The organism is Dokdonella sp., assembly GCF_041395345.1.
Lineage (GTDB): Bacteria > Pseudomonadota > Gammaproteobacteria > Xanthomonadales > Rhodanobacteraceae > Dokdonella.
This window is the reverse complement of the sequence record NZ_JAWLAR010000007.1, coordinates 148,910-172,377: the sequence shown is the minus strand read 5'-3', so window position 1 is coordinate 172,377 and position 23,468 is coordinate 148,910. Positions and strand designations below refer to the sequence as shown.

General features: G+C 61.7%; 26 protein-coding genes and 5 pseudogenes. 22 read left to right on the top strand and 9 right to left on the bottom strand.

Annotation, left to right across the window (positions count from 1 at the left end; genetic code table 11):
* Positions 1-337: 337 nt before the first annotated feature.
* Positions 338-822 (bottom strand): annotated as a pseudogene (locus R3F00_RS08440) (SMC-Scp complex subunit ScpB); the annotation flags it as partial.
* Positions 822-1,613, bottom strand: a pseudogene (locus R3F00_RS08435) (ScpA family protein). The pseudogenes R3F00_RS08435 and R3F00_RS08440, both read right to left, overlap by 1 nt.
* Before the next feature lie 937 nt (positions 1,614-2,550).
* Between R3F00_RS08435 and R3F00_RS08430 the strand changes: the two are divergent.
* From R3F00_RS08430 to R3F00_RS08415, 4 genes and pseudogenes are all read left to right on the top strand, one after another.
* Positions 2,551-2,779, top strand: a pseudogene (locus tag R3F00_RS08430) (BolA family protein); the annotation flags it as partial.
* A 984-nt stretch (positions 2,780-3,763) separates the two neighbouring features.
* Positions 3,764-3,865, top strand: a complete 102-nt coding sequence (locus tag R3F00_RS08425) for an AAA family ATPase (RefSeq protein WP_371281332.1) — start codon at positions 3,764-3,766, stop codon at positions 3,863-3,865.
* Positions 3,866-4,444: 579 nt separating this feature from the next.
* On the top strand, positions 4,445-4,879 hold the full coding sequence (locus R3F00_RS08420) for a hypothetical protein (protein WP_371281331.1): 435 nt from the start codon (positions 4,445-4,447) through the stop codon (positions 4,877-4,879).
* Between the two features lie 378 nt (positions 4,880-5,257).
* Positions 5,258-5,647, top strand: coding sequence for a hypothetical protein (locus R3F00_RS08415; protein WP_371281330.1), 390 nt, complete (start codon positions 5,258-5,260; stop codon positions 5,645-5,647).
* 160 nt (positions 5,648-5,807) lie between these two features.
* Here the strand turns inward: R3F00_RS08415 and R3F00_RS08410 are convergent, their stop codons facing one another.
* On the bottom strand, positions 5,808-5,963 hold the full coding sequence (locus tag R3F00_RS08410) for a hypothetical protein (protein ID WP_371281329.1): 156 nt from the start codon (positions 5,961-5,963) through the stop codon (positions 5,808-5,810).
* A 342-nt stretch (positions 5,964-6,305) separates the two neighbouring features.
* On the opposite strand from R3F00_RS08410, the gene R3F00_RS08405 reads away from it, so the two are divergent.
* The 6 genes from R3F00_RS08405 (at position 6,306) to R3F00_RS08380 (ending at position 8,427) form a co-directional block, all read left to right on the top strand.
* Positions 6,306-6,443, top strand: coding sequence for a hypothetical protein (locus R3F00_RS08405; protein WP_371281328.1), 138 nt, complete (start codon positions 6,306-6,308; stop codon positions 6,441-6,443).
* Entirely contained in the window at positions 6,440-6,784 is a 345-nt protein-coding gene (locus R3F00_RS08400) for a hypothetical protein (protein WP_371281327.1), read from the top strand. The genes R3F00_RS08405 and R3F00_RS08400 overlap by 4 nt, the downstream gene beginning before the upstream one ends.
* Positions 6,785-7,231: 447 nt before the next feature.
* Entirely contained in the window at positions 7,232-7,702 is a 471-nt protein-coding gene (locus R3F00_RS08395; RefSeq protein ID WP_371281326.1) for a hypothetical protein, read from the top strand.
* On the top strand, positions 7,696-7,845 hold the full coding sequence (locus R3F00_RS08390) for a cell division protein ZipA C-terminal FtsZ-binding domain-containing protein (RefSeq protein WP_371281325.1): 150 nt from the start codon (positions 7,696-7,698) through the stop codon (positions 7,843-7,845). The genes R3F00_RS08395 and R3F00_RS08390 overlap by 7 nt, the downstream gene beginning before the upstream one ends.
* A gap of 10 nt (positions 7,846-7,855) precedes the next feature.
* Positions 7,856-8,014, top strand: coding sequence for a cell division protein ZipA C-terminal FtsZ-binding domain-containing protein (locus R3F00_RS08385; protein WP_371281324.1), 159 nt, complete (start codon positions 7,856-7,858; stop codon positions 8,012-8,014).
* Between the two features lie 140 nt (positions 8,015-8,154).
* Positions 8,155-8,427 (top strand): hypothetical protein, encoded by a 273-nt coding sequence (locus tag R3F00_RS08380; RefSeq protein WP_371281323.1) that lies wholly within the window; start codon positions 8,155-8,157, stop codon positions 8,425-8,427.
* Between the two features lie 241 nt (positions 8,428-8,668).
* Here the strand turns inward: R3F00_RS08380 and R3F00_RS08375 are convergent, their stop codons facing one another.
* Together R3F00_RS08375 and R3F00_RS08370 are read right to left on the bottom strand one after the other, a co-directional pair.
* Entirely contained in the window at positions 8,669-8,872 is a 204-nt protein-coding gene (locus tag R3F00_RS08375; protein WP_371281322.1) for a TetR/AcrR family transcriptional regulator, read from the bottom strand.
* A gap of 67 nt (positions 8,873-8,939) precedes the next feature.
* Positions 8,940-9,029, bottom strand: a pseudogene (locus R3F00_RS08370) (hypothetical protein); the annotation flags it as partial.
* On the opposite strand from R3F00_RS08370, the gene R3F00_RS08365 reads away from it, so the two are divergent.
* The gene (locus R3F00_RS08365) at positions 8,987-9,175 is read left to right on the top strand and encodes a hypothetical protein (RefSeq protein ID WP_371281321.1); all 189 of its coding nucleotides are present in this window, start codon (positions 8,987-8,989) and stop codon (positions 9,173-9,175) included. The pseudogene R3F00_RS08370 and the gene R3F00_RS08365 sit on opposite strands and share 43 nt — an antisense overlap.
* 115 nt (positions 9,176-9,290) lie before the next feature.
* Here R3F00_RS08365 and R3F00_RS08360 read toward each other — a convergent pair.
* Positions 9,291-9,552: pseudogene (locus R3F00_RS08360) on the bottom strand (acyl-CoA-binding protein).
* Between the two features lie 277 nt (positions 9,553-9,829).
* Between R3F00_RS08360 and R3F00_RS08355 the strand changes: the two are divergent.
* The 3 genes from R3F00_RS08355 to R3F00_RS08345 all read left to right on the top strand — a co-directional run bounded on the left by R3F00_RS08355 (position 9,830) and on the right by R3F00_RS08345 (position 11,729).
* On the top strand, positions 9,830-10,168 hold the full coding sequence (locus R3F00_RS08355) for a hypothetical protein (protein ID WP_371281320.1): 339 nt from the start codon (positions 9,830-9,832) through the stop codon (positions 10,166-10,168).
* A gap of 265 nt (positions 10,169-10,433) precedes the next feature.
* A complete protein-coding gene (locus R3F00_RS08350) occupies positions 10,434-10,688 on the top strand; it encodes a hypothetical protein (protein ID WP_371281319.1) in 255 nt (84 codons plus the stop codon).
* A 102-nt stretch (positions 10,689-10,790) separates the two neighbouring features.
* Positions 10,791-11,729: an SDR family NAD(P)-dependent oxidoreductase gene (locus R3F00_RS08345; RefSeq protein WP_371281318.1), complete on the top strand. Its 939-nt coding sequence runs from the start codon at positions 10,791-10,793 to the stop codon at positions 11,727-11,729.
* Between the two features lie 144 nt (positions 11,730-11,873).
* On the opposite strand, the gene R3F00_RS08340 is transcribed toward R3F00_RS08345, so the two are convergent.
* The 3 genes from R3F00_RS08340 to R3F00_RS08330 all read right to left on the bottom strand — a co-directional run bounded on the left by R3F00_RS08340 (position 11,874) and on the right by R3F00_RS08330 (position 14,222).
* Positions 11,874-12,536, bottom strand: a complete 663-nt coding sequence (locus tag R3F00_RS08340) for a phasin family protein (RefSeq protein WP_371281317.1) — start codon at positions 12,534-12,536, stop codon at positions 11,874-11,876.
* Between the two features lie 94 nt (positions 12,537-12,630).
* On the bottom strand, positions 12,631-13,947 hold the full coding sequence (locus tag R3F00_RS08335; RefSeq protein WP_371281316.1) for a patatin-like phospholipase family protein: 1,317 nt from the start codon (positions 13,945-13,947) through the stop codon (positions 12,631-12,633).
* The gene (locus tag R3F00_RS08330; RefSeq protein ID WP_371281315.1) at positions 13,947-14,222 is read right to left on the bottom strand and encodes a polyhydroxyalkanoic acid system family protein; all 276 of its coding nucleotides are present in this window, start codon (positions 14,220-14,222) and stop codon (positions 13,947-13,949) included. The genes R3F00_RS08335 and R3F00_RS08330 overlap by 1 nt, the downstream gene beginning before the upstream one ends.
* A 299-nt stretch (positions 14,223-14,521) precedes the next feature.
* Here R3F00_RS08330 and R3F00_RS08325 point away from each other — a divergent pair, with 299 nt between their 5' ends.
* The 8 genes from R3F00_RS08325 (at position 14,522) to R3F00_RS08290 (ending at position 23,287) form a co-directional block, all read left to right on the top strand.
* Positions 14,522-15,349 carry an FHA domain-containing protein gene (locus tag R3F00_RS08325; RefSeq protein WP_371281314.1) on the top strand — a complete coding sequence of 276 codons (828 nt, stop codon included), beginning with the start codon at positions 14,522-14,524 and terminating at the stop codon, positions 15,347-15,349.
* A 186-nt stretch (positions 15,350-15,535) separates the two neighbouring features.
* The gene (gene serC / locus R3F00_RS08320; RefSeq protein WP_371281359.1) at positions 15,536-16,618 is read left to right on the top strand and encodes a 3-phosphoserine/phosphohydroxythreonine transaminase; all 1,083 of its coding nucleotides are present in this window, start codon (positions 15,536-15,538) and stop codon (positions 16,616-16,618) included.
* 108 nt (positions 16,619-16,726) lie between these two features.
* The gene (gene pheA, locus R3F00_RS08315; protein WP_371281313.1) at positions 16,727-17,836 is read left to right on the top strand and encodes a prephenate dehydratase; all 1,110 of its coding nucleotides are present in this window, start codon (positions 16,727-16,729) and stop codon (positions 17,834-17,836) included.
* Positions 17,833-18,939 carry a histidinol-phosphate transaminase gene (hisC, locus tag R3F00_RS08310; protein WP_371281312.1) on the top strand — a complete coding sequence of 369 codons (1,107 nt, stop codon included), beginning with the start codon at positions 17,833-17,835 and terminating at the stop codon, positions 18,937-18,939. The genes pheA and hisC overlap by 4 nt, the downstream gene beginning before the upstream one ends.
* Positions 18,936-20,246 (top strand): 3-phosphoshikimate 1-carboxyvinyltransferase, encoded by a 1,311-nt coding sequence (gene aroA, locus R3F00_RS08305; RefSeq protein ID WP_371281311.1) that lies wholly within the window; start codon positions 18,936-18,938, stop codon positions 20,244-20,246. The genes hisC and aroA overlap by 4 nt, the downstream gene beginning before the upstream one ends.
* 100 nt (positions 20,247-20,346) lie before the next feature.
* A complete protein-coding gene (gene cmk, locus R3F00_RS08300; RefSeq protein ID WP_371281310.1) occupies positions 20,347-21,027 on the top strand; it encodes a (d)CMP kinase in 681 nt (226 codons plus the stop codon).
* Positions 21,028-21,204: 177 nt separating this feature from the next.
* Positions 21,205-22,872: a 30S ribosomal protein S1 gene (gene rpsA / locus R3F00_RS08295; protein ID WP_371281358.1), complete on the top strand. Its 1,668-nt coding sequence runs from the start codon at positions 21,205-21,207 to the stop codon at positions 22,870-22,872.
* A 91-nt stretch (positions 22,873-22,963) separates the two neighbouring features.
* A complete protein-coding gene (locus tag R3F00_RS08290; protein WP_371281309.1) occupies positions 22,964-23,287 on the top strand; it encodes an integration host factor subunit beta in 324 nt (107 codons plus the stop codon).
* The last annotated feature ends 181 nt before the right edge of the window (positions 23,288-23,468 follow it).

Genomic DNA, 23,468 nt, shown 5'->3' with positions numbered 1-23,468 from the left:
TGTGCAGGCGTTCTTCGGAGAGTGGCGGCCACATCTTCAGGGGCCGAGCGTTTCAGTGAGTACATTGCGTACAGGAAGTCATGCATCTTGCTCGATGTGTCGGCGTCAACCATGGACGCAGACAAGGGCGGGGGTTGGCTGGCTGAATCGCCATCGACGCCGCGCGGATTTTCCTGCGCGTCGTCTTCGATGGTGTCGGAAGGGAATTGAAGCGGATGTTTGCGCGGCATCCGCGAGGAGCCCGGGTCGTTTGCGACGACGGCTTCGGCCTCCGTTGCCGGAGACCCAGCGAAAGCTGCGGTCCATGTCATCGAAGTCGCGACCTCTCCAAGCGACGAAGCTCGTCCAGCGAACGCAGATTAGGTCGGGCGAAGCCGCGCGTGGCACCTGAACAGAGCCGGCTTGCCTGGCGCATCGCGATGGCCGACAACGCGGATCCATTCGCGCTCTTCCAGTCTTGACGATGTGGGTGGGAAACGGCAACGCCTCGAATCTGCTCGATTTCTCCGCGCGTGATCGCCGGCGATACGCAACCAGTGCAAGCGTTTCGAGCAGGGCGCGAGTAGCGACTGGGTCGCTCGGTCCAGATCCCGGCTACCCAGGCGTGAACATCGTTGCGCACCCGGTATGAAAGCCTGAAGCCTCGACGAGCTCGATGCCGCGACCTTCGCAGTCGGCCTGCAAGGATTCGATGGCGCGAGAGATTTCGTCGCTGGTAGCCTCGTTTTCAAACAGCGCAAGTATCTGCGCGGGGCTCAAGTGGATTGCCGGCAGCCAGCAAGCGCAGCCCCTGATAATGCGTTTTAGCAATTCAAATTCGATCATGTGGGTGTTCCGTCGGTCGCGGCCAACGATTTGAGATAGATGGGCGCCAGCGCCTCACCCTGGGAGATTTCGAGCAGTTGCTCCTTGGCCAGTTCGAGAATGGCCAGGAAGGTGACGATGATCCCGTGCCGACCCTCACCAGGTCGAACAGGCGCTTCGAAGGGATGAAATTCGCCATTGCCCAGCGCACGCAACACATCGCTCATCCGGTTCCTGACCGACAGGGCCCTCACGCTGAATGGCGTGATGGCTGAAAAGCTCTGCGCGATTGAGGACGTCCTTCAGGGCGAGCAGAAAGCTCGCGCAAGTCGACCGGTGGGGCAGGCGGATGACGTTTCTGTCGGGTACATGAGCTGATACCGCGGCTGTATCGCGTTCCATGCGCGGCAGCTCGCTCATCGGCAGCGGCCTGCTTGAAACGTTCGTATTCCTGCAGGCGACGAACCAGCTTTGGCGCGCGGATCTTCCTCCAGGCCTTGCTTCCGGGGGTCTTGGCAGCAGGAGTCTTGATTTGATCTCGGCCAGAATCGCCGCCATGACCAGATACTGGCGGCCAGCTCGAGGCGCATTTCCTGCATCAGGTCGATGTAGTCGACATATTGGCGCGTGATCTCCGCAACCGGAATGTAAGCTGAGGATGTCGAGGTTCTGCCGGCGGACTGTGCAGAGCAACAGATCCAGTGGCCCCTCGAAGGCGTCAAGAATGACTTCAAGCGCATCCGGCGGGATATACAGGTCCTGCGGCATCTGCAACACCGGTTCTCGCCACGCACCAGCGCCAACGGCATTTCCTGCTGCTGGGGCACCGGCGGGAATGCCGACGTGGGTTCTTCTTGCTGGATTTCGATTTCGGTTGTCGGCGTATTCATATCCTGATCCGGCTGTCTGCGCCTCACGGCGCGGGCTTCGCTCAGATCTCACGTGAAAAAAGAGTCGGCCGGGTTTATCAGCCTGACCATTGCGGCCGGTGACAAGGCACCGGATCCATGCAAACCACAGCAAGCACGGCCAGCCATTACCAACCTGAGCCGCTGTGGATGAAGAAAAGCGTATGTCGGTCCGCCCGGCAGCACAGACTTCCAACAACCAGAAACGCCCGGATCGAACCGGAAAGAAACCGTCAACTGGCTGCGTACAGGCGAATCGCCTGAAACCCAACGCCCGGCGCTCCCGCTCGGATCCAGGTGCCATGCAACAACGTGGTAACCAGCGGTGGACGCCCCTGCCCTCGGGAGTCACGACAGCAGCGGGGTGCTTTGCCCCGCTTTGCACTGATTCGGAAGCAAAGGGCGTTTGGTGGAGCGGAAGTCCAGTAGGTTTCCCGTCGCGATCACGATGAAACCCGGCCATGACTCGCAAGCCTGCGCAGATCGATCTCCGTCCCCGGCACCGATCGGCTAACATACGCCCCTCTTCGTGTGCCTTTTGCATGTGGTACGTGATCGTGGGTCAGGACAATCCGGGAAGCCTGGAGTAACGCAAGGCGAGCAGGCCCGATCATCTGCGTCGGCTCGAAATCCTGCGGGACCAGGCGCGCCTGCTGATTGTGTCCGCTCGGCCAGGACGCGGATGATCCTGGGCCTCTGCCGGATTCACCGGCAGTCTCATCACTGCCGTCGCCGATCTGGATGCCGCCAGAGCCTGGGCTGCCGAAGACTCTACCTGCGGATCTGCGCCCATGCTTCGGTGGATGTCCGCCCGTTCCGCAAGGTTCCGCCATGATCGATCGGGTCGGTTCGTTCCCGTCTGGCCCAGGCGTTTGCCCCCTGCGAGCTGACGGTTACGGATGACAGCCATCGCCATGTCGGTCACGCCGGGGTCGCGACGCCGCGGCCACTTCAGCGTCCGGCTGATCAGTGCCGCTCTCGGGGGCATGCTGGCGCCGCTGGCCCGTCATCGGGCCATCTACGCCGCACTCGGCGAGCTGGCGCAGACCGACATCCATGCGCTTAGCTCACTGATGCACGTACAAACGAGGAATCCTGATGACTGCGGGGCATCAACCCCGCGCTCAATCCTTGTGCTGGTTCTGTCGCTGACACTGTTCGCCTGTGGCGCAGTTCGGGTCACGACGTTGCCAGCGGGCCTGCCGATCGTGGGAGACAGCAACGACAGCCGGTTCGCGGTGCTGCTCGATGTACTCGCCCGGCGAAAGAAAGCTGGACCTGGACGTTCTGAGCAGCGCGCAGCCGCACTCACCGAGTTGCGCGACTACATCCTGTTTGGGCAGGCGGTCGAGGCCGGTCCTACTTCGATGATCCGTTGTTCGCTGCTGATGGTCGAAATCAACCGGCCGCAGGCATGGCCAATGCAACGCTGGGCAAAATTCGCAGCAGCGCCCAGGTGGACGACAGTGCTGCGCACCGAGTACGAGCAGCAACTGGCAAAGGCCGGATCTTCCCGAATACGATTTCAGCCAGTTGCTGCTTGACAACGAGGACGACGCGTTGAAGGCAGCCGGCGAAGCGATGAACCAGCCTCTTTAGCGAAGTGTTTGATGCGTGGAGCACCAGGGCTACAGGCGCGCGCATTCCAGCGCGTGCGTCCGGTCCAGTTGCCGGAGCCACGGCCAGGGCGCTACGTCGATGAAGTCCGGTGAAACGACCAAGGTACCGCAAAAACCGACTACGGCTGGCATGTGATTCATGTTGGTGCGATCTCGCCGTTCGTACCCCCACATTCGAGCAGTTGCGTGAGAGCATCTGCGAGACCCTGCTGGCGCAACTCGCAGCAGCGATTGATCAAGCTGCGCGAGGAAGCCAAGGTTACTACCGAGTCTCCAACCGATGCTGAGCCATTCGCCGATGCCGTTCCGGCTGACAAACCTGCCAATTGACCCATCATCAGGGACGAAAATCCGCTTCCATGCACGACCACGATAAAACTGGCCGATTCAAGTCATTGGTCGATCCGACCACTTTGCACCTGCCCAACCAACATGTCGGCCGTGGTTGGCCCGAACGGTTGCGGCAAGTCCAATATCATCGACGCAATTCGCTGGGTCATGGGCAGAGCGCGGCCAGTCGGTTGCGCGGTGTGACCACCATCGACGACCTTCCGGTCTGGGCGCGCAAGCCTGCCGTCAGGCGGTTGTCGAACCTGTCTTCGACAATTCGGATGGCACGGTGACCGGTGAGTATACAGTACAACGAAATATCGGTCAAGCGCCTGGTCAGTCGCGACGGACAATCGCAGTATTTCCTGACCACAATGCGCTGCCGACGGCGCGATATTACCGATTTGTTCGGGGACCGGCCTGGGGCCACGCAGCTACTCCATCATTGAACAGGCATGACTGGGGCCAGATCGTCGAGTCCGATCCGGAACAGCTGCGCGTACACCTGGAGGAAGCGGCCGGCATCTCGGTGGCCAAGGAGCGGCGCAAGGAAACCGAGAGCCGAATCAAGCGGCGATTACGGCGAAAATCTCGATCGCGTCACCGACGTAGACGAAGTCGACAAAGCAGCTGAGCACTCGAAACGTCAGGCGCGCGGCCGAACGCTGGCAGGCATTCCAGGCCGAGCACAAGCGCAGCCAGAGCTGAAGGCGGTCAATCTGCGCGAGGCCAGGACAGAGCTGGATTCCCAGTCCGGCAGCCTGCGCCAGGCCGAGTTGGCCAATGAGCAGAAAACTGGCCGAGCAGCGTCAGCGCGAGGCGCAAATCGAGACGGGTCGCGAAGCCCATCACGCAGCCACCGAGTATCTCAATGCGGTGCAGGGCGATGTTTACAAGGTCGGCGCAGAAATTGCCCGTGTCGAGCAGCAGATACAGCACAGTAGAGTGCTTGCTTCGAAAGCAACTGCAGTGCGCGCGAAGAAACCGAACGTGTGCAAACGCACGCCGAACTGGCCGAGCACATCGCCGGACACCAGCCAGGTCGAGTCGCTGCGATTGATCCTGAGTGACTCGGCGCCCCAGCGCGAAGCCCACGAAGCGGTCGAAAAGGCGGCTGAAGTACTGAGCGTCGCCGAGGCCAGTCTGGCCGAATGGCAGGAGAAGCGGGATGCCTACGCCAGGTCCAGCTCCGAAGCGGGCTGTGGTGGCCGAGGTTGAGAGAACCTCGTCTCGACTATCTTTGATCGCCAGTGCGCCGAAGCCGATCGCCGACGCGAAGCGCTGCTGGCCGAAAACAGGCCGTGGACCTGACCGAGCTAGCCAGTGCACTGGAAACGCCTGATCTGGAGCAGGAGACCTTGCGCGAGCAGGTCGAGGCCCTGGCTGCGACATCGATGATGTCGGCTCTCCCACGAACAACAGCCGAAAGCGAGCAAGGCTTGCAGACCTTGCTGAGCACGAGTCGCGGAGAACTTGAAAATCACGCGGCAGGCTGGCCTCGCTTGAAGCGCTTCAGCATGCCGCGCTGGGCGAAGGCGATGATTCCGCCCACGCGTGGCTTGAGCGTGTGGGGCCTGTCTGGCTCGCGCCGTCTCGGTGAAGTGCTTCGAGGTGGACAATGGCTGGGAGGCTGCGGTCGAGACCGTGCTCCAGGGCTGGCTCGATGCCGTGCTGGTCGATCTGCCCGGAAGTCTCGTGCAGGAACTTGCAGGGCTGGCCGAGGCAGACCCGACCTTGCTGGCTGCGGCTACCTCCGGACTCTCCGGTTCTGCCGACGGAACACTGGCGGCGCATGTTCGCGGACCGAAGCCCATCCAGGACATGCTGGCGAGGATCCGCACGGCGGATTCGATGGACGACTGCGCGCGGCTTCGCGATTTGCCGGTCGGCCATTCGGTCATCACGGCGCAGGGCGACTGGATGGGTGGTTTGCGCGCATCGCACGCGCCCAGGGTTCCCCAGGTCGGTGCTCGCCCGCGAACGTGAGATCACCCATCTCGGCAAGCGTATCGAGGAGCTCGAAGCCGCCATCGAAGAGCATGCGGCCCGGCTTGAGCAGTCGCGGCTTGCCCGGATCGAGCGGAGGCGCGCGCGACGAAGCACAGCGCAGAGGCGCACGCCCACCGTCGACTGGCCGAGAATTCGGTCAGCTGCAAAGCCATCGAGGACGTGAGCTGACAGCGCTCGCGAGCGCCTGGTCCGGATCGACGGCGAGCTTGAAGAATTGATCACCCGCCTGGATACGGAGCACGGCCAGATACGCGAGGCACGCGGCCGCCTTCGACAAGGCTGTCGAGCGCATGGGAGAACTGCAGCAGCGCCAGCAACTGGACGTGGACGTCGACAGTTGCTGGAGTCGCGCGAAGAGGCACGCATGAATGCGCGCGAAGCGCGATGCTGCGCACCAGGCCGCACTGTCGATCGAGTCGAAACGATCCGCACCGACATCACTCGAGCAATCGCCGCAGCGCATGCAGTCGCAGTTGGCCCAGCTGGAGTCGCGTCAGGCGATTGCGGAACAGCTTCTCCTCCAGCGACGATCCGCTGATCGCGCTGAGCTGGAGCGGCAATCCTGCCTGAATCAGAGATTGCTCGTCGACAAGCAGCTCGTGCAGCGCGCAAGGCGCTCGAGGAGCGCGACGAAATGCGCAGGTACGAAGTCGAACGCAACGTGATCGCGGAAGCGCTGACCGAACGCCGCGAGGCGCTGGCGAATCTTCGCCTGAACGCGCAGGAGCGACGCCTGCATGCCGAAGCGCTGGGGCCGAGGCGATCGAAATGAGGCCGGCTTCGGTGGTTGACCGGTTGATCTCGGAGTTGCCGGAAGACATCGAAGCCGAACGCTGGAAGAGCGAACTGGAAGGTCTTGAGCAGAAGATCCGGCGTCTGGAGCCTGTCAACTGGCCGCAATTCAGGAATATGAAGAGCAACTCCCAGCGCAAGGTCTATCTCGATGCGCAGTTGACTGATCTGAGCACGGCGCTGGAAACCCTCGAGGGTGCCATCCGCAAAATCGATCGCGAAACGCGCCAGCGATTCAAGGACACGTTTGACCGCGTCAATGCAGGCGACAGGAGCTCTTTCCGCGCTCGTTCGGTGGAGGTCAGGCCTATCTGGAACTGACCGGAGAAGATCTGCTGTCCACCGGCGCGGTCGATCACGGCGCGGCCGCCTGGCAAGCGGGTCACCTCGATATCGCTGCTCTCGGGTGGCGAAAAGGTTGATGACGGCTGTCGCCCTGGTGTTCTCGATCTTTCGTCTGAACCCGGCTCCATTCTGCCTTCGACGAGGCTACGATGCGCCGCTGGACGAAGCCAACGTGGGGCGCTTCTCGGCGCTGGTGACCGAAATGAGCGAGAGAACGGGCAGTTCATTTTTGTTACCCACAACAAGTCGACGATGGAAGCGGCGAAACAGCCTGCGGCGTGACCATGCGCGAGCCGGGCGTTTCGCGTCTGGTTCTCGTGGATCTCGCCGAGGCGGCCAAACTGGCAGGGCAGCTTGCACGCCGGCAACAGCACACCCATCCGGCAGCCGGGGATATCAGCAATATCGGTTTCTGGAGTCGACATGGAGCAGCAAGCATTGAGCGCCACCGAGATGCGGGTGATCATTTTCGTGATCGGTTTGATCGTGCTTGCGCCGGGATCTATTTCTTCGGTCGGCCCAGAAAGCCGGGCCAGGGCAAGCGAACGCTGTTCCGCGGCACGAAGGGCCATGAGTCGAGCCGACCCTGGAGCGCAGCGCAGCGAGTTCGATGAATCAGCTGAATACGCCGACGCCTGGCGGGCGAGCAGTTCGACCTGCTCGGATCAAACCCGGCCCGAGTGGACGACGCTTCGTCAGTGCCACGCAAGAATGCCCGATCCCGGCGATCTGCCAAGCCACCCGTCGGGGCTCGACCCAGTGGCCCCATCGAGCACATTGTCACGTTGCTGTGAGCGCCGCGATGGAACCACGATTTCCGGTAGCGACCTCGTCGCGGGCGGCCGAGAAGGCGGCCTGAGTTCGGTGATCGCGGCATCTTTCACCGGATGGTGACTGGCCGCAACGAAGCCGGACCCGTCTTCCGCGTGGCCAACATGCTCAAGCCCGGAAATTTCGACATGGCCCGCATCGAGACGCTGGATACGCCGGGACTCACATTGTTCATGGCCTTGCCGGAGCCCGTTGCCAGCCCTTGATGCAGGACATATGTTGCCGACGGCACAGCGTCTGGCCGAGTTGCTGGACGCCAACCTGCAGGATGAAAAACACGGTGCGCTCGGACGCCAGGGAATCGCGCACATTCGCGACCAGCTGCGCGCCTGGGACCGAAAGCACGAAGGCGAATCGTTCCGCGCCAACTGGTAGGCGCGTTCGGCGGCACTGGCGAATCCCGTCCCTGAATGCCGCCGTTGCTGATCCTTGTGTGGTGTGAATGCTCGACTGCAAACGGAGGATGATGGAGTCATCGCGGACTCTGGCGAATTCCAACCCCATGAGGAGGCATTGTGAGCAAGCAAATCAAGGTCAGAAAGCCTGCAAAGGCCAAGGTTGCAACGAATGCGGACAAGGCTGAGAAGCTTTGGCTTGCCGGCCTGGGTACGGTCTCCGTCGCCCAGAAGATGGGCGCCGAGCTGGCTGAAAACATGATCGGCGAAGGCAAGGCCTTCCAGGTCCGCAGCGAAAGTTCGCACGCAAGGTTCGACCGATCTGCGCAAGAAGATCGAGAGCCGCGTGAAGCCGGTCAAGGCGCGTCTGCTGGAAACCCGCAAGAGCGCTGAAGCGACATTCGAAGGGGCTGGGTCGTGTGCTGTCGTACGCCGGCATTCCCTCAAGGCTGACGACGCACACTGATCACGCGCGTCGATCGCCTGTCAGGCAGCTGCGCGCGGCAAATAAGTACGACTCTCCAGCGTGCCATTGAAAACGGTCGCCTTGTGCGACCGTTTTTTGCGTGTGGCTTGCTGCCCTGGAATTCGGCTAACGCAAGTAGGCGGTGCGAGGGTATTCAGATGCAGACGCTCAGGTCAGCACCAGGAACGGTGCGATCAGCATCATGACCTGATGGATGCCGCGGCCGACATCGGGCTGGCCTGATTCGCTCTTGCCGTGGCGAACGGCGTCGAAGTTGAGCCAGAACGTTGCGACCAGCACGATGTTTTCGGCGGTGGCGCGTATTTCGTCGGCACTTGCGCGAAATATCCCTGCAGCAGCCAGTCCTCGCATTACGCCCGCGGCGGCATTTTCGGACGCGTTTGAGGATACGCGAGAAATGCATGCGCAGCTTGCGGTTGCGGGAGAGAATGTCGACGAGATCGCGATAGACAAAACGAAAATCCCATGCATTCGAAGATCTGGTGCAGCTGCAACCGGACGTCTTCAAGCGTGGGCAGCCGATCGTCGGGGCACCACAAGCGCTTCGTCGATGCGCTGCTCGTAGCGCGCGAACAGGTGACCTATGATGTCGTCCTTGTTGCGGTAGTGGTAGTAGAGGTTGCCGGACTGATGCCCAGCTCGTCCGCGATGTGATTGGTCGTCGCATTGGGGCTCACCCCTGCGTATTGAACATGGCCAGGGCGGTTTCGAGAATGAGCTCGCGAGTTTGACGCGCCATCCGGGTGTCCCGTGCGGTTTGTCGCGATGGTCAGGCGCGCAGCTTTGCGACCAGATCAGGCATACTTCTGCTTGGCTTCGTCCTGATCGGTGCCCTTGAGCTTGGCCCAGGCCTCGTACTTGGCCGTACCGACGAAATCGAAGAATCCGGGTTTCGGTAGCCCCGAGACATCGCCATCAGCCCCCTGCTTGTAGAGGGCATACAGCTTCAACAAGGTGTCGTTGTCTGGGCGGTCTGGCAGCTTCTTGATGTCTTCCGCGGCGTTTTCAAAGCTGGTCTGAAGCTTGGACATGTGAATTGGCCTGATTGGACGCGCCCCTGCGCCGGAACTCTATCATGCACGGAGGAGTGGTCAACGCGATTCAATCGTTCGGCTGGAGAGCTTGTCGACAGGCGACTATGCTGTATGCCGCCGGTGATCATGGCCACTCGCTCCTGATGGATTTGTCTGGGCATCCTGAAATTGGATTGTAAAGTGGGGATATGACATATTTCGTGACGGGCGCGACCGGATTCATCGGCCGCCATCTGCTCAGCTGCTGCTGCGCAAAGGCAAGATCTACTGTCTCATGCGCAAGGAGTCGATTCCGAAGTTCGAACTGCGTGACCGCCTCGGCGCCGACAAGGAACGCATGATTGCGGTCACCGGAGATCTCGCCAGGACCCGTCTGGGGGTAACCCCGACCGCGCTGAAGAACATGACGGCAAGATCACGCATTTCTTCCATCTTGCCGCGCTGTATGACCTTTCTGCCGACGAAGCGGCTGAGTCAAGGCCAATATCGAAGGCACCGTCACGCATTGCAGCTTGCCGAAAGCCTGAAGGCCGGTTGTTTCCCCACCCACACCAGTTCGATTGCGCGGCCGCCGGACTCTGTATCCGGGCGTCTTCCGCGAGGACATGTTTGACGAAGCGGAAGGCCTGGACAATCCTATTTCAAGACCAAGCACGATTCGGAAGGTCTGGTCAGGGCGGAGTGCAAGCGGCCGTTCCGCATCTATCGTCCGGGCATCGTGATCGGCAACTCCCGGACCGGAGAAATGGTCAAGATCGACGGTCCCACCACTGACCACCACTTTGATAAAGAAGATGCGCGAAGTGTTACCTCGTGGATGCCGACAGTCGGCCTGGAGGCGGTCGCCTCAACCTGGTCCCGGTTGACTGGGTCGCGGCGTGCTGGACCACATCGCTCATGTCCCCAAGCTGGATGGCCAGTGCTTCCACCTGACCGACCCTGCTCCGCGCAGGATTGGCGAGGTTCTCAATATCTTTGCTCACGCCGGCCATGCGCCAAAGATGACGATGCGGCTCGATGCGCGCATGTTCGCGTTTGTGCCCGCTGCCGTGCGCCACGCCCTGGGCAACCTGCCACCGGTACAGCGCATGCTCAACTCGTTCTGCATGATTTCGGCATTCCCGCCGAAGTGATGCGCTTCATCAACTACCCGACGTTTCGATTCACGGGAAACCGAGCGCGCGCTGCAGGGTTCGAAGATCAAGCTGCCCAAGCTGCAGACCTATGCCTGGCGCTTGTGGGACTACTGGGAACGTCATCTGGATCCAGCGCTTTTCATCGACCATTCCCTGTCTGGCAAGGTTAAGCGCAAGGTGGTTGTCGTCACCGGGGGCTCCTCCGGCATTGGCAAGGCCGTTGCCCTGAAAGTGGCTGCCGCGGGGGCCAAAGTGGTCATCTGTGCGCGCGGAGAAGAAGAGCTCGCTGCGGCGAAAGTCGAAATCGAAGCAGCCGGAGGATCCTGCCACAGCTACGTGGTCGATCTGGCCGATCTGGCCTCCTGCGACGCCTTCGTCAAGCAGGTCACGGCGGATCACGGTGGCGTCGACATCCTCATCAACAATGCAGGACGCTCCATTCGCCGCGCGATCGCGTCGAGCTACGACCGCTTCCACGATTTCGAGCGAACGATGCAATTGAACTATTTTGGTTCGCTGCGTCTGATCCTGGGTTTCCTGCCGAAGATGACCGAGCGTCGTCGCGGCCATATCATCAACATTTCCTCGATTGGCGTGCTGACCAACGCACCCCGGTTTTCGGCCTATGTTTCGTCCAAGGCGGCCCTCGACGCATTCTCACGCTGCGCCCAGGCGGAGTTTTCCGATCTTGGAATCAACTTCACGACAATCAACATGCCGCTGGTCAAGACGCCCATGATCGCGCCGACGAAGATGTACGATTCCGTGCCGACCCTGAGCCCGGAAGAGGCCGCGGATCTGGTTGTGGGTGCGATCATCGAGCGTCCGGTCCGGGTCGCGACGCGCACCGGAATCTTCGCCCAGCTGTTCTACTCGGTATCGCCCCGAGCCTACGAAATCGTCATGAACACGGCGTTCCGCCTGTTCCCTGATTCCTCGGCGGCCAAGGGCATCAAGGGTGTACGTGAGGAGAAGCAGCAAGGGCCGTCCTCGGAGCAGGTTGCGTTTGCAGCCCTGATGCGCGGCGTTCACTGGTAGCGGGAACTCCCGGCCTGTGAACCGGACACGCTCGCTGTTTATTGGGCTTGTTTCAGTTTCGGTGTTGCCAATAGCCAAAAAGAAAGCCCCTCTCCGCCAGCGGAGAGGGGCTCTTTTTTAAACAGGGCGGGCCTTCAGGGCTGGCTACTTCGCGCTTTTCTTCCTGGCCGCGGCTTTCTTTGCCGCCGGCTTTTTCCTTGCCGCCGGCTTCTTTGCTGCTGCCTTTTTTGCGCTGCTGGCGCTGCGCTTCGCGCCTGCCTGCTTGAGCTGGGCGGACTCGAGCTCACGCGCTACATCGGCCAGTTCGTCCTTGACCCGGGAAATGGATCGGGTGGCGCCACTTCTTGCCGCAGCGCTGCGGTCGGCGGACTTGGCTCCGGACTTGCTATTGAGCTTGCTTACCTCGCGGCCGAGTTCCTCGACGCGCTTGGTCAGCTTGTTGAGCTCGGTGCTGCCGGGAACGCCAAGGCGGTTCAGGGCGCGGGATACGCGGCTCTCGAACACTTTCTCAAGCTTGTCCCAGGTTTCCTGGCTGCGTTCCTTGACCTGGCCAACAGCAGCCTCGACGGCACCGCGCGCCTCATCGGCCTTGCCTGCGGTGAGCTTGCGGGTCTTTTGCTCGAGGGAGACTCCCTCGCGCACCAGTGCCTCGAACAGGCGGGTACCCTCGTCCTGAGCCTTGGCGAATGCGCCGAGGCCGGCGAGCCAGATGTGTTGTGCGGATTCAACGATCGACTTGCCGCCTGCGCGAGCCGTGGGCTTGCTGGTCGCTGGCGCGGCTTTGGATTTCAGCTTGGGCTTGGTCATGTCATTTCCTTCGAAGGGTCAAGGGCAGCTGCCCCGATTGGCGGGAATAATAGTAGAGATCAATAGAGCAAGTAGTCGATGCCCCGCAGGCAGGTCAGGAGTGCGCCGAGGGCGAGCGCGCAGACCTGCTTTTCGGGCGCGCCGGCGCGCGGGTTCGTTTTGGCGACTTTGCGATGGTGCGTCCGCGTTCCAGGGCGCGATCAAGATCGTCCAGCGTGCGGTGCAGCTGCGAGGTGGCCTGGGATCGCCGTGCGGGCTTGCGCTCGAGTCCACTCAGCAAAGTGCGTCCCGGCTCATCCAGGATCTCATCGCGCAAGCTCAGTCCGTGGCGCCTGAGCAACGGGCCCAGTGAATTGCGATGCTTGCGCAGGTCGCTGATGGTGGACTGGTAGGCATGCTCGGCGAGTCGCTTGCGGTGGGCGAAACTGAAGACATTGGTGAAGAACATGTCGGTGTCGTCGTCGCCGGGTTCGATGATCAGCAAATCCGAGCCGGCATACTTGCCTTCATATTTCGGAATGCTCGCCTGCATCCTGGACTGCAGCAAGGTGCGGAACATCTGCGACAGCACCGAAGGCAAGCCGCCTTCGATCAGGCTTGCCGGAGAAATCTTGCCCATCGCACTTGCGTTGGTCGTGTCGATAGGAACCAGCGGATTGATGGCAAACACCAGATCGGCTCCCGCTTCCAGCGCGACCGAGGCATGGACCGTATAGCGCAGGGCGCCATCCACGTAGTATTTCCCGTTGATGTTCACCGGCGGATAGAGGCCGGGCAGGGCCGCGCTGGCTTCGATGGCGCGCGAAATGGGTACGTCGTCGTGGCCTTCTGTTCCAAACCGGACGGCTTGTCCGGTATCGAGTTCCACGGCAACGATATAGAGCTTGCGCGCAAGCTCACGGAAGTCATTGCTGCGCCCGTGTGCGGTGAACGCCGTGCGCAGGAAGCGTTCAATGGCTTCGTTGTCGAAGATGCCGGTGGGGAGAATGCTGCCGAGTCGCAGCAGGCTGTCGGATACATTGAGCTCCAGCGGGTGCTTCGCAAATTCGGCAAGTCCGGCCAGCAACATGCGCGGCACGCCGGCGAGGCGACTGAGGTACTCGAAAATGGCCGGGCGGATGAAGTCCTCGGGTCGAAAGCGAAACTGGTCGGAGTCTCCGGTGATGAAGATCCTGCACATTTCGGCTGTGCTCAGCCGATTGGCCAGGCTCGCTGCCACGAACGCGCCGGAACTGACACCGACATAGGTGTCCAGTGCATTCAGATCGAGACCCTCGATGGCGTCATCGAGGGCGCGAACGGCGCCAATCTCGAAAATGCCGCCGATCGGGCCGCCACCGGCAACAGCCAGCGCGATGCTCGGATGTCTGCCCTTGCGACGCGGTTTCCGGGCTGCCTTGATTGCCAGCATCAGCCGATCTGCTCGTCGAGATGTCGGTGAATCTCCTGCTCGATCATGGGTTTCATGACGCCCATCAGGAAACCGAGCTGTGCATAGACGTGGACCTCGCCTTTCTCCAGGGCGATGTGGCCATCGACGCCGCTGCGGGAAAAGGCCAGCGTGTTGCCCTCCCAGCCGCAATCAAGGTCGAACTCCTTGGCAATCGACTTGGCCAGCTTGTTGACCGCCTTTTTTGCTTCAGTCGTGGAAAGGTTGTGTTTTCGGCGGATATCAATGCTCGCCATCCAGTTTCTCCGGTTTCGCCAACATGAGGACGTTGCGCGACAGACACTATGATGCCCCAGGAGCCATGTCGGCAGAAGCCTTGGGCGGAACGAAGGTTCCAGTTTCCGGCCGCGGAACAGCTCGCCCCACCCGGCAGGAACCGGGAATCGGGACAATGGGGGAAGGTCATGCCGGTGCGCCCGCTATCAAGCCGGAGTCGCCTGCCGCTCATGGCGACCTCGGTGAACCGCCGCGGGGGCAGGTGCCAGTCCTGTCGCATCCTGCTAGAGTGCCGACAATTCCGACAACCCGTGAACCGATGCGTCTGAGCTTTTCCAACGGGGAACATGCCGATGTGCTCGTCGATAGCGGAGTCACCGGTATCGGGTCGGCGCAGGGCAATACAGTCATTCTTGACGCGGGCGGCGTGAAGCCGTGGCATGCGCGTCTGCTGGTCGACCAGCGAGGCATGATTCTCGAGGTCCTCGACGCGCAGGCGCGAACCCACGTGAACGCCCGTCCTGTGGTCGAAAAGGCTCTGCTCAGGCTGGGTGACGTGATCAATTTCGACGCCGTCGCCGCTGTTCTGAAACCCGATCACGACGAGATCATCGACACGCGCGTACCTGCCAGTACGCCGCGGGGCACTACTGCTGCCGTCTCGCGGGTGGTTCTGCGCGGCGTATCGGGTGCGCAGTTCGGCAAGACCATCAGCATCGGCGAGCAGCTTGTGATCGGCAACGGCAGCAGCGGACTCGATCTGGACGAGCCCGGCATGTCGGAGCGTCATGTATCGATCAGCGTCTGCGACGACGCCATCTATCTTCGTGATCTCGACTCCAGCCAGGGAACCGAAATCAACGGCGTGCGGGTGAAGAGTGCCGTCCTCCATCCCGGCGATCAGCTTTCTTTCGGCCGCAATCGTTTCGTGCTCGAGGCACCCGGGTATCCCGCAAGGGGTCAAAGTCTGCCGACCCCTGCAGAGATGGCGCCTGCCATCACGCAAACCCTGGATGCCATCCAGATCGACGATCCCGTCGTGGCAGACGAAAAGGAAGACGACAGTTCCGGGGTCTGGTGGCTGATTGCGGCCGCAGCCCTGATTGGACTGGGAATTGCCGGCTTGCTGTGGTTCGGCAACTACTGACCGGCATCCGCCAGAGGACAGGGCAAGTCTGCGGCAACCAGACCCGCGATCTTGCAGCCGGGAGCGCTGATGGCCTTCCCGGCAAGGCCTTGCTCGCGGGGTAGCGCTTGCGGTAATGCTGCAATGCGCCATATTGTTGCGACATTGGCTGATCGCCGTGGATCGGCCCCGAACAAGGAAAACGTCGTGACTCGTGGCTGCAATTTCAGCGCCGGACCCGCCGCGCTGCCCGAAGAAGTGCTGAGGCAGGCCCAGTCCGAACTGCTTGAATGGGGAAGCGCGCGGGCCTCCGTGATGGAGATCAGCCACCGCAGTCGCGCCTTCATGGACCTGGCCGAGGAATCCGAGCAGGACCTGCGCGACCTGATGTCGATACCCGACAACTATCGGGTGCTGTTCCTGCAGGGTGGGGCGACCCAGCACTTTGCCCAGATCCCGATGAATCTCGCGCGTCCCGACCAGTCTGCGGACTACATCGTCACCGGCGCCTGGGGAGAAAAGGCGGTCCGCGAAGGATCGCCTTATGTGCAGGCGCGCATCGCAGCCAGTTCCATCGATAGCCACTACACGCGGATACCTGCACGCAGTGCATGGGATCTCGATCCGGATGCGTGCTACCTGCACTACACGCCGAACGAAACGATCCATGGCGTCGAATTCCAGGACGTCCCCGAAGTGGGCAACGTACCGCTGATTGCCGACATGTCCTCGGACATCCTGTCGCGTCCGATCGACGTTTCGCGTTTCGGGCTGATCTATGCCGGCGCGCAAAAGAACATCGGTGCCTCCGGTCTCGTCATCCTGATCATTCGTGACGATCTGCTTGAGCGATGTCCCGACTCGATGGCGCGCATTTTCAGTTATGCCGAACACGCGGCTGGACGTTCGCTGTTCAACACGCCAAACACGTACGGCTGGTACCTGGCTTCGCTGGTCTTCAAGTGGCTCAAGGCTCAGGGCGGTGTGGTCGCCATGGGTGAGCGCAACAAGTCGAAAGCGGAATTGCTGTATTCGACCATTGATCAGTCGGACTTCTATTCGAATCCGGTTGAAGCCTCGGCGCGGTCCTGGATGAACGTGCCGTTTTTCCTGGGGCGCCCCGAACTCGATGCAGCCTTTCTCGCCGAGGCCGATGCAGCCGGGTTGATCGGACTCAAGGGCCATCGCGTGCTCGGCGGCATGCGCGCATCGATCTACAACGCGATCAGCCTGGACCAGGTGCGCACGCTGGTCGACTTCATGCGCGATTTCGCCAGCCGTCATGGGTAGGCCGCCTTCACCAGAGAACCTCTGTCCGTTTTCGGCGTCGCTTCAACGATTCCGTTCGGACCGCGAGACCGGGATGTCGGCCGTGAGACTCCACCAGGAACATATGCCATGAGCAACGAAGAGCAGCGCCCGACCACTTCGCCAGATCTCGGTGAGGTGCGTCAGCGCATCGACGGGATCGATCGTGCGATCCAGGATCTGATTGCCGAGCGCGCCAGATTTGCGCACCAGGTCGGCCTGGCCAAGGGGCCGCTGGCTGCAGCTGTCGACTACTATCGTCCCGAGCGCGAGGCACAAGTGCTGCGCATGGTCGTCGACCGCAACGAGGGGCCGCTCAGCGATGAAGTGCTGGTGCACGTGTTTCGTGAAATCATGTCGGCCTGCCTTGCGCAACAGGAGCCCCTGAAGATCGGTTTCCTCGGTCCGGAAGGAACCTTCAGCCAGCAGGCGGTACTCAAGCATTTCGGCCGTTCGGCTCATGGCCTGCCGTTGGCCAGCATTGAGGAGGTGTTTCAGGAGGTGGCCAATGGAGGCGCCGATTTTGGAGTCGTGCCGGTCGAGAATTCGGGGCAAGGTACGATCCAGATCACCCTGGACATGTTCCTCACCTCCGACATCAAGATCTGCGGCGAAGTCGAATTGCGCGTACACCAGTATCTGCTTTCGCGCAGCGGCCGCATCGAGGATATCGAGCGCATCTATTCCCACCCTCAATCCTTTGCCCAGACTCAGGGCTGGTTGCGCAGCAATCTTCCCGATGTCGAAAAGCTGCCGGTCAGCAGCAACGCCGAAGGTGCGCGCCGCGCACGCAATGCCGACGATGCCGCAGCCATCGCCGGGGAGTCTGCCGGGCTGGTCTACGGCCTCAAGAAGGTCATCATGCGACCTATCGAAGACCACGCCGACAACACCACGCGATTCCTGGTCCTCGGTCGACAGATCTTCCCACCGTCTGGTCATGACCGCACTTCAGTGCTGGTCTTCATCAAGGACCAGCCGGGTGCGTTGTTCAACGTGCTGAGTCCGTTTGCCCGGCACGGCATCTCGATGAATCGCATCGAGTCGCGCCCCTCGCATCAAGCCAAATGGGAGTACGCGTTCTTCATCGATCTTGCCGGTCACGTTGAAGACGAGCAGATGCAGAAGGCACTGGCCGAGCTTTCCGCGTTCGCCGCACAGATCAAGATACTGGGCTCCTACCCGGTCGCCGTGCCGTGAATTTCGACGCCGCGGCCCTGGCCAACGCCACCACGCAGGGACTGCGTGCCTATGATCCAGGCCATGATTTGCCAGCCCTGCGTGTCAGGTTCGGTCAACAGCTGGCTGAGCTGGGCTCGAACGAGAACGTGCTCGGGCCAAGCCCGTTGGCACTCGCGGCCATGCGCGATTCCCTGGCGGAGGTATTTCGATATCCCGACCCGCAGGGTGGCGCGCTCAAGCTGGCACTGGCCAGGAGACTGGGGACAGACACAAGCCGCATCCTGCTCGGCAATGGTTCGCACGAACTGTTGATGCTGCTGGCCCAGTGTTTTGCGGATGCCAGCACATCGGTGGTGTTCTCCGAATTCGGATTCGCGGTGTTTCCGATTGCCACGGCGGCTGCCGGCGCACGGGCGATTCGCGTGCCGGCGTTGCCCGGTGACCATGCCACTGCACCGCTGGGCCACGATCTGGCGGCCCTGGCTGCCGCGGTACGCGCCGATACGCGACTCCTGTATCTGGCCAATCCGAACAATCCGACCGGAACCTGGTTTGACGACGGCCAGCTCGAGGCGCTGCTCAAGCACGTTCCGCTGACCACCCTTGTGGTGGTCGACGAGGCCTATTACGAGTATGTGGATGCACCCGGGCTGAGCACCGCACTCAGGTTTGCCGGGCAGTATCCAAACCTCGTCGTAACCCGCACGTTTTCCAAGGCATACGCGCTGGCCGGTCTTCGCGTCGGCTATCTGGTTGCCGACCCGGGCGTCGTGGGCGTCCTTGATCGCCTGCGTGAGTCATTCAATGTCAACGGTCTGGCCCTTGCCGCGGCCGAGGCGGCGCTGTCGGATCAGGCCCACCTTGAGACTGTGCTGAGCTGGACCCGGGATGAGCGCGAATGGCTGCGCACCGAGTTGGCGCAGCGGGGCTATCGGGCGCTGCCGTCGCAGACGAATTTCCTGATGGTCGATCTAGGCGTCGATGCCAGTACCCTGCAGGCCCGGCTGTTCGAGCACGGCGTGATCGTGCGGCCAATGCAGGGCTACGGGCTCGGCAACACGATACGCATCAGCCTCGGCAGCCGCTTCGAGAACGAACGCCTGCTGGCGGCCCTGCCGTGAGCGCGAGGCTGGACTGGGCCAGTACCCGAGCCGGCCCCATCCGCGGTGAACTTCGGGTGCCCGGAGACAAGTCGGTTTCGCATCGCGCGATCATGCTGGCTGGCCTGGCCGAGGGCGTTTCCGAGATCGAAGGTTTTCTGGAAGGCGAAGACACGCTTGCGACGGCAGCGGCATTCGCCAGCATGGGCGTGCACATCGAAACCCCTTCGCCCGGGCGTCGAAGGGTGCACGGTGTAGGGTTGCACGGGCTCGCCGTGCCCGCGGGGCCGATCGATTGCGGCAATGCCGGTACCGGCATGCGTCTGCTTGCGGGCTTGCTCGCCGGACAGGCGTTTGACACCACCCTGATCGGCGACGCCTCGCTGTCGGCGCGACCCATGGGTCGAGTCATCGAACCGCTGCGTGCCATGGGCGCCAGCATCGAGGCGCAACCGGGAGGTTTCCCGCCGCTGCTGGTTCACGGCGGGAGGGCGATGCGTGGTCTGGTGCATGCGCCGCAGGTGGCCAGCGCACAGGTGAAATCGGCAATCCTGCTGGCGGGACTCTACGCCCGCGGAACAACCGAAGTACGTGAAGCGCATCCGACGCGGGACTACAGCGAGCGCATGCTGGCCGCGTTTGGCTGGCCGGTGGAATTTTCGCCCGGCCGGGTCCGGCTCGAGGGCGGGCATCGGCTCGACGCGACCGATGTCGTGATTCCGGCGGATTTCTCATCGGCGGCGTTCTTTATCGTCGCTGCCAGCCTGGTGCCTGGATCGGATTTGCTCCTGCGCTCGGTGGGCGTGAATCCCCGACGTACCGGCCTGCTTGCAGCACTGCGCATGATGGGCGCCGATATCACCGAGCAGAATCCGCACGAGCAGGGCGGGGAGAGGTTGGCCGATCTGCGCATCCGGCATGCCCCCTTGCACGGCATCGATGTGCCGCAAGCCCTGGTCGCGGACATGATCGACGAGTTTCCGATCCTGTTCGTGGCGGCGGCTGCCGCGTCCGGCAGCACCCGCATCAGCGGGGCGAGCGAGCTCCGGGTCAAGGAGTCCGACCGCATTGCCAGCATGGCGCGCGGACTGGCCGCATTGGGCGTGGAAGTCAGCGAACAGGCCGATGGCGCACTTATCCGCGGGGGCACCATCGGTTCCGGACGCATCGAAGCGGCCGGAGATCATCGCGTGGCCATGAGTTTCGCCGTGGCCGGGCTTGTCGCCGACGGGGAAGTGGAAGTGGGTGATTGCGCCAATGTGGCCACCTCGTTTCCGGGCTTTTTCGATCTGGCCAATGGCAGCGGCTTTTCGATCCGGGCGGTTTGAGTGCGTCGTCCCCGTTCGACCGGGAGATGATGCAATTCCTCAGCAACATCGGCGATGCCACGACGTTACAATCAGCACCAGATTCCAATTCCTGACCGGCATGCCGAACAAACCTGTTCCCGTTTTGACCATTGACGGCCCTTCGGGCTCGGGCAAGGGCACGATCAGTCAACTGGTGGCCGAGCAACTGGGCTGGCACCTGCTGGACTCCGGTGCCCTGTACCGGGCAGTCGGCTACGCCGCAGGTGCCGAGGGGCTGGACCTGTCGGACGAAGACGCCGTCAGCCGCTGTGCCGAGACGACGAAGATCCGCTTTCGGGTCCCCGCCGAAGGGGGCGAGACGAGGGTCATCGTCAACGGCCATGACGCGACCGATGAATTGCGAACCGAAACGGCAGGCGCCGCAGCCTCCGCCATTGCCGCCTTTCCGGGCGTTCGGCGCGCCCTTTTCGAGAAGCAGAGAGGCTTTCGCAAGGCTCCTGGCCTGGTCGCGGACGGACGCGACATGGGTACCGTGATATTCCCGGATGCCGGGCACAAGGTATTCCTTACCGCGAGTGCCGAGGAAAGGGCGCGAAGGCGCTATAAGCAGTTGAAGGATAAGGGGTTGAATGTTACCCTTGCCGCCCTTTTGCGCGAGATACAGGCGCGCGACGAGCGCGATGCCTCCAGAACGGTGGCTCCGCTCAGACCTGCAGTGGATGCTCTGACGATCGATACCACAGGTATTCCGGTCGCTGGCGTAGTCGCTGCGGTGCTCTCGGTGGTTCGTCCAGCCTGAAGGCGTGCAAAAGGGAAACGGTCCGGCATTCGTGCCGGTAATTCACGGTGTGCGTGTTTGCACGCCCTCGACAGGTGGGTCGAAATCGACGTTGCGTGAGCCAGAGTGCCACGCCTTGATTGCGGCCTGTTGTCTCCTCTGGATAACTACATGAACGCAAGTGTTGCCGAAACCGCGATGACCGAAAGCTTTGCCGAGATGTTCGAGCAGAGCCAGTCGATCGCCAACCTCAAGCCGGGATCGATCGTTCTTGGCACTGTTGTGGAAATTCGTTCCGACGTCGTCGTCATCAATGCCGGTCTCAAGTCCGAAGGCATTGTTCCGATCGAGCAGTTCCGCAACGAAGAAGGTGAGCTGGAAATTGAAGTGGGTGACGAGGTCAAGGTCGCCCTCGACTCCATCGAAAACGGATTCGGCGAGACCATGCTCTCGCGCGAGAAGGCCAAGCGCTCTCTCGTCTGGGACGAACTGGAAGAAACGCATACTGCCAACGAGAGCGTCATCGGTCGCATCTCCGGCAAGGTCAAGGGCGGTTTCACCGTCGACATCAAGGACGTCCGCGCATTCCTGCCCGGTTCCCTGGTCGACGTGCGTCCGGTCCGCGATCCTTCCTACCTGGAAGGCAAGGAGCTCGAGTTCAAGATCATCAAGCTTGATCGCAAGCGCAACAACGTCGTGGTCTCGCGCCGCGCTGTTGTCGAAAGCGAATTCAGCGTCGAGCGCGAACAGCTGCTCGATCGCCTGCAGGAAAATGCCGTCGTCAAGGGCGTCGTCAAGAACCTCACCGACTACGGCGCATTCGTCGACCTCGGTGGTATCGACGGCCTGTTGCATATCACCGACATGGCCTGGAAGCGCGTGCGTCATCCGAGCGAAGTCGTCAATGTCGGCGACGAGCTGGACGTCCGCGTGCTCAAGTTCGATCGCGAGCGCAATCGCGTCAGCCTCGGCCTCAAGCAGCTCGGCGAAGATCCCTGGGTCGCCATCAGCCGCCGTTACCCGAGCGGCACCAAGGCCGTCGGCAAGGTTTCCAACGTGACCGATTACGGCTGCTTTGTCGAACTCGAAGCCGGCGTCGAAGGCCTGGTCCACGTTTCCGAAATGGACTGGACCAACAAGAACGTCAACCCGGCCAAGGTCGTGCAGGTAGGCGACGACGTTGAAGTCATGGTCCTCGACGTCGATGAAGAGCGTCGTCGCATCTCGCTCGGCATCAAGCAGACCCGCGCCAATCCGTGGGAAGCCTTTGCCGCCATCTTCAAGAAGGGCGACAAGGTGTCGGGTCAGATCAAGTCGATCACCGATTTCGGTATCTTCATCGGTCTCGATGGCGGCATCGATGGCCTGGTCCACCTGTCCGACATCTCCTGGGCAGCGGCTGGCGAAGACCTCGTGCGCAACTTCAAGAAGGGCGACGATATCGAGGCGGTCGTTCTCGCCGTCGATCCGGAGCGCGAGCGCATTTCGCTGGGCATCAAGCAGCTCGAGCAGGATCCGTTCGGTCAGTTCATGGCCAACAATCCGCGCGGCAGCATCCTCAACGGAACCGTCAGGGAAGTGGATGCCAAGGGAGTCACCGTGGATATCGGTGAAGGCATCGAAGGCTATCTGCGCGCCAACGACATCGCCAAGGAGCGCGTTGACGACGCGACCCTGCATTTCAAAGTGGGTGATCCGGTTGAAGCCAAGTTCATCGGCATGGATCGCAAGGGCCGTGTATTGCAACTGTCGATTCGCGCCAAGGACGAGGAAGAGTTGCAATCCGTACTTGACGACTATCAGGGTTCGACCGGTGCGACCACACAGCTCGGTGCCTTGCTCAAAGAGAAGTTCAACCGCGAGTAATAGCGGGATGGCAGAATCGTTGCATTGGATCTGTCATTGAATCCATGGTGCCCACCACGGAGGTGGTGGGCACTTCTTTGTTCCGACAACTGTGCGACCAGCGATGACCAAATCCGAACTGATCGAGGCACTTTCCGCGCGCCAGCAACATCTGGCGGCCAATGATGTCGAGTTGGCTGTGAAGAGCATGCTGGAACAGATGACGCACGCACTGTCCAATGGCGATCGTATCGAAATTCGCGGATTTGGCAGCTTTTCATTGCACTTTCGACCACCGCGCATGGGACGAAATCCGAAGACCGGCGACGCGGTCGCCTTGCCCGGCAAACATGTGCCACACTTCAAGCCCGGCAAGGAATTGCGTGAGCGCGTAAACGGCGGCAAGCGCCACGTTTCCACGGACAACGCCCACTGATTTTCCTCGGTACACCCTTGCAGGCTGTTGTAGTGCGCTCAGACGACCGCGAAGCAGGGCAGAAGGAGTGGAAAAGCGCAATTTGCATGCGGTAGACGAGCAGCTGAGGCTCCTTTCGCCGCCGCATCGCGCCGACTGATTGGAATTTCAGCAGCCTGATAGACTCGCCGATTGGCGAATC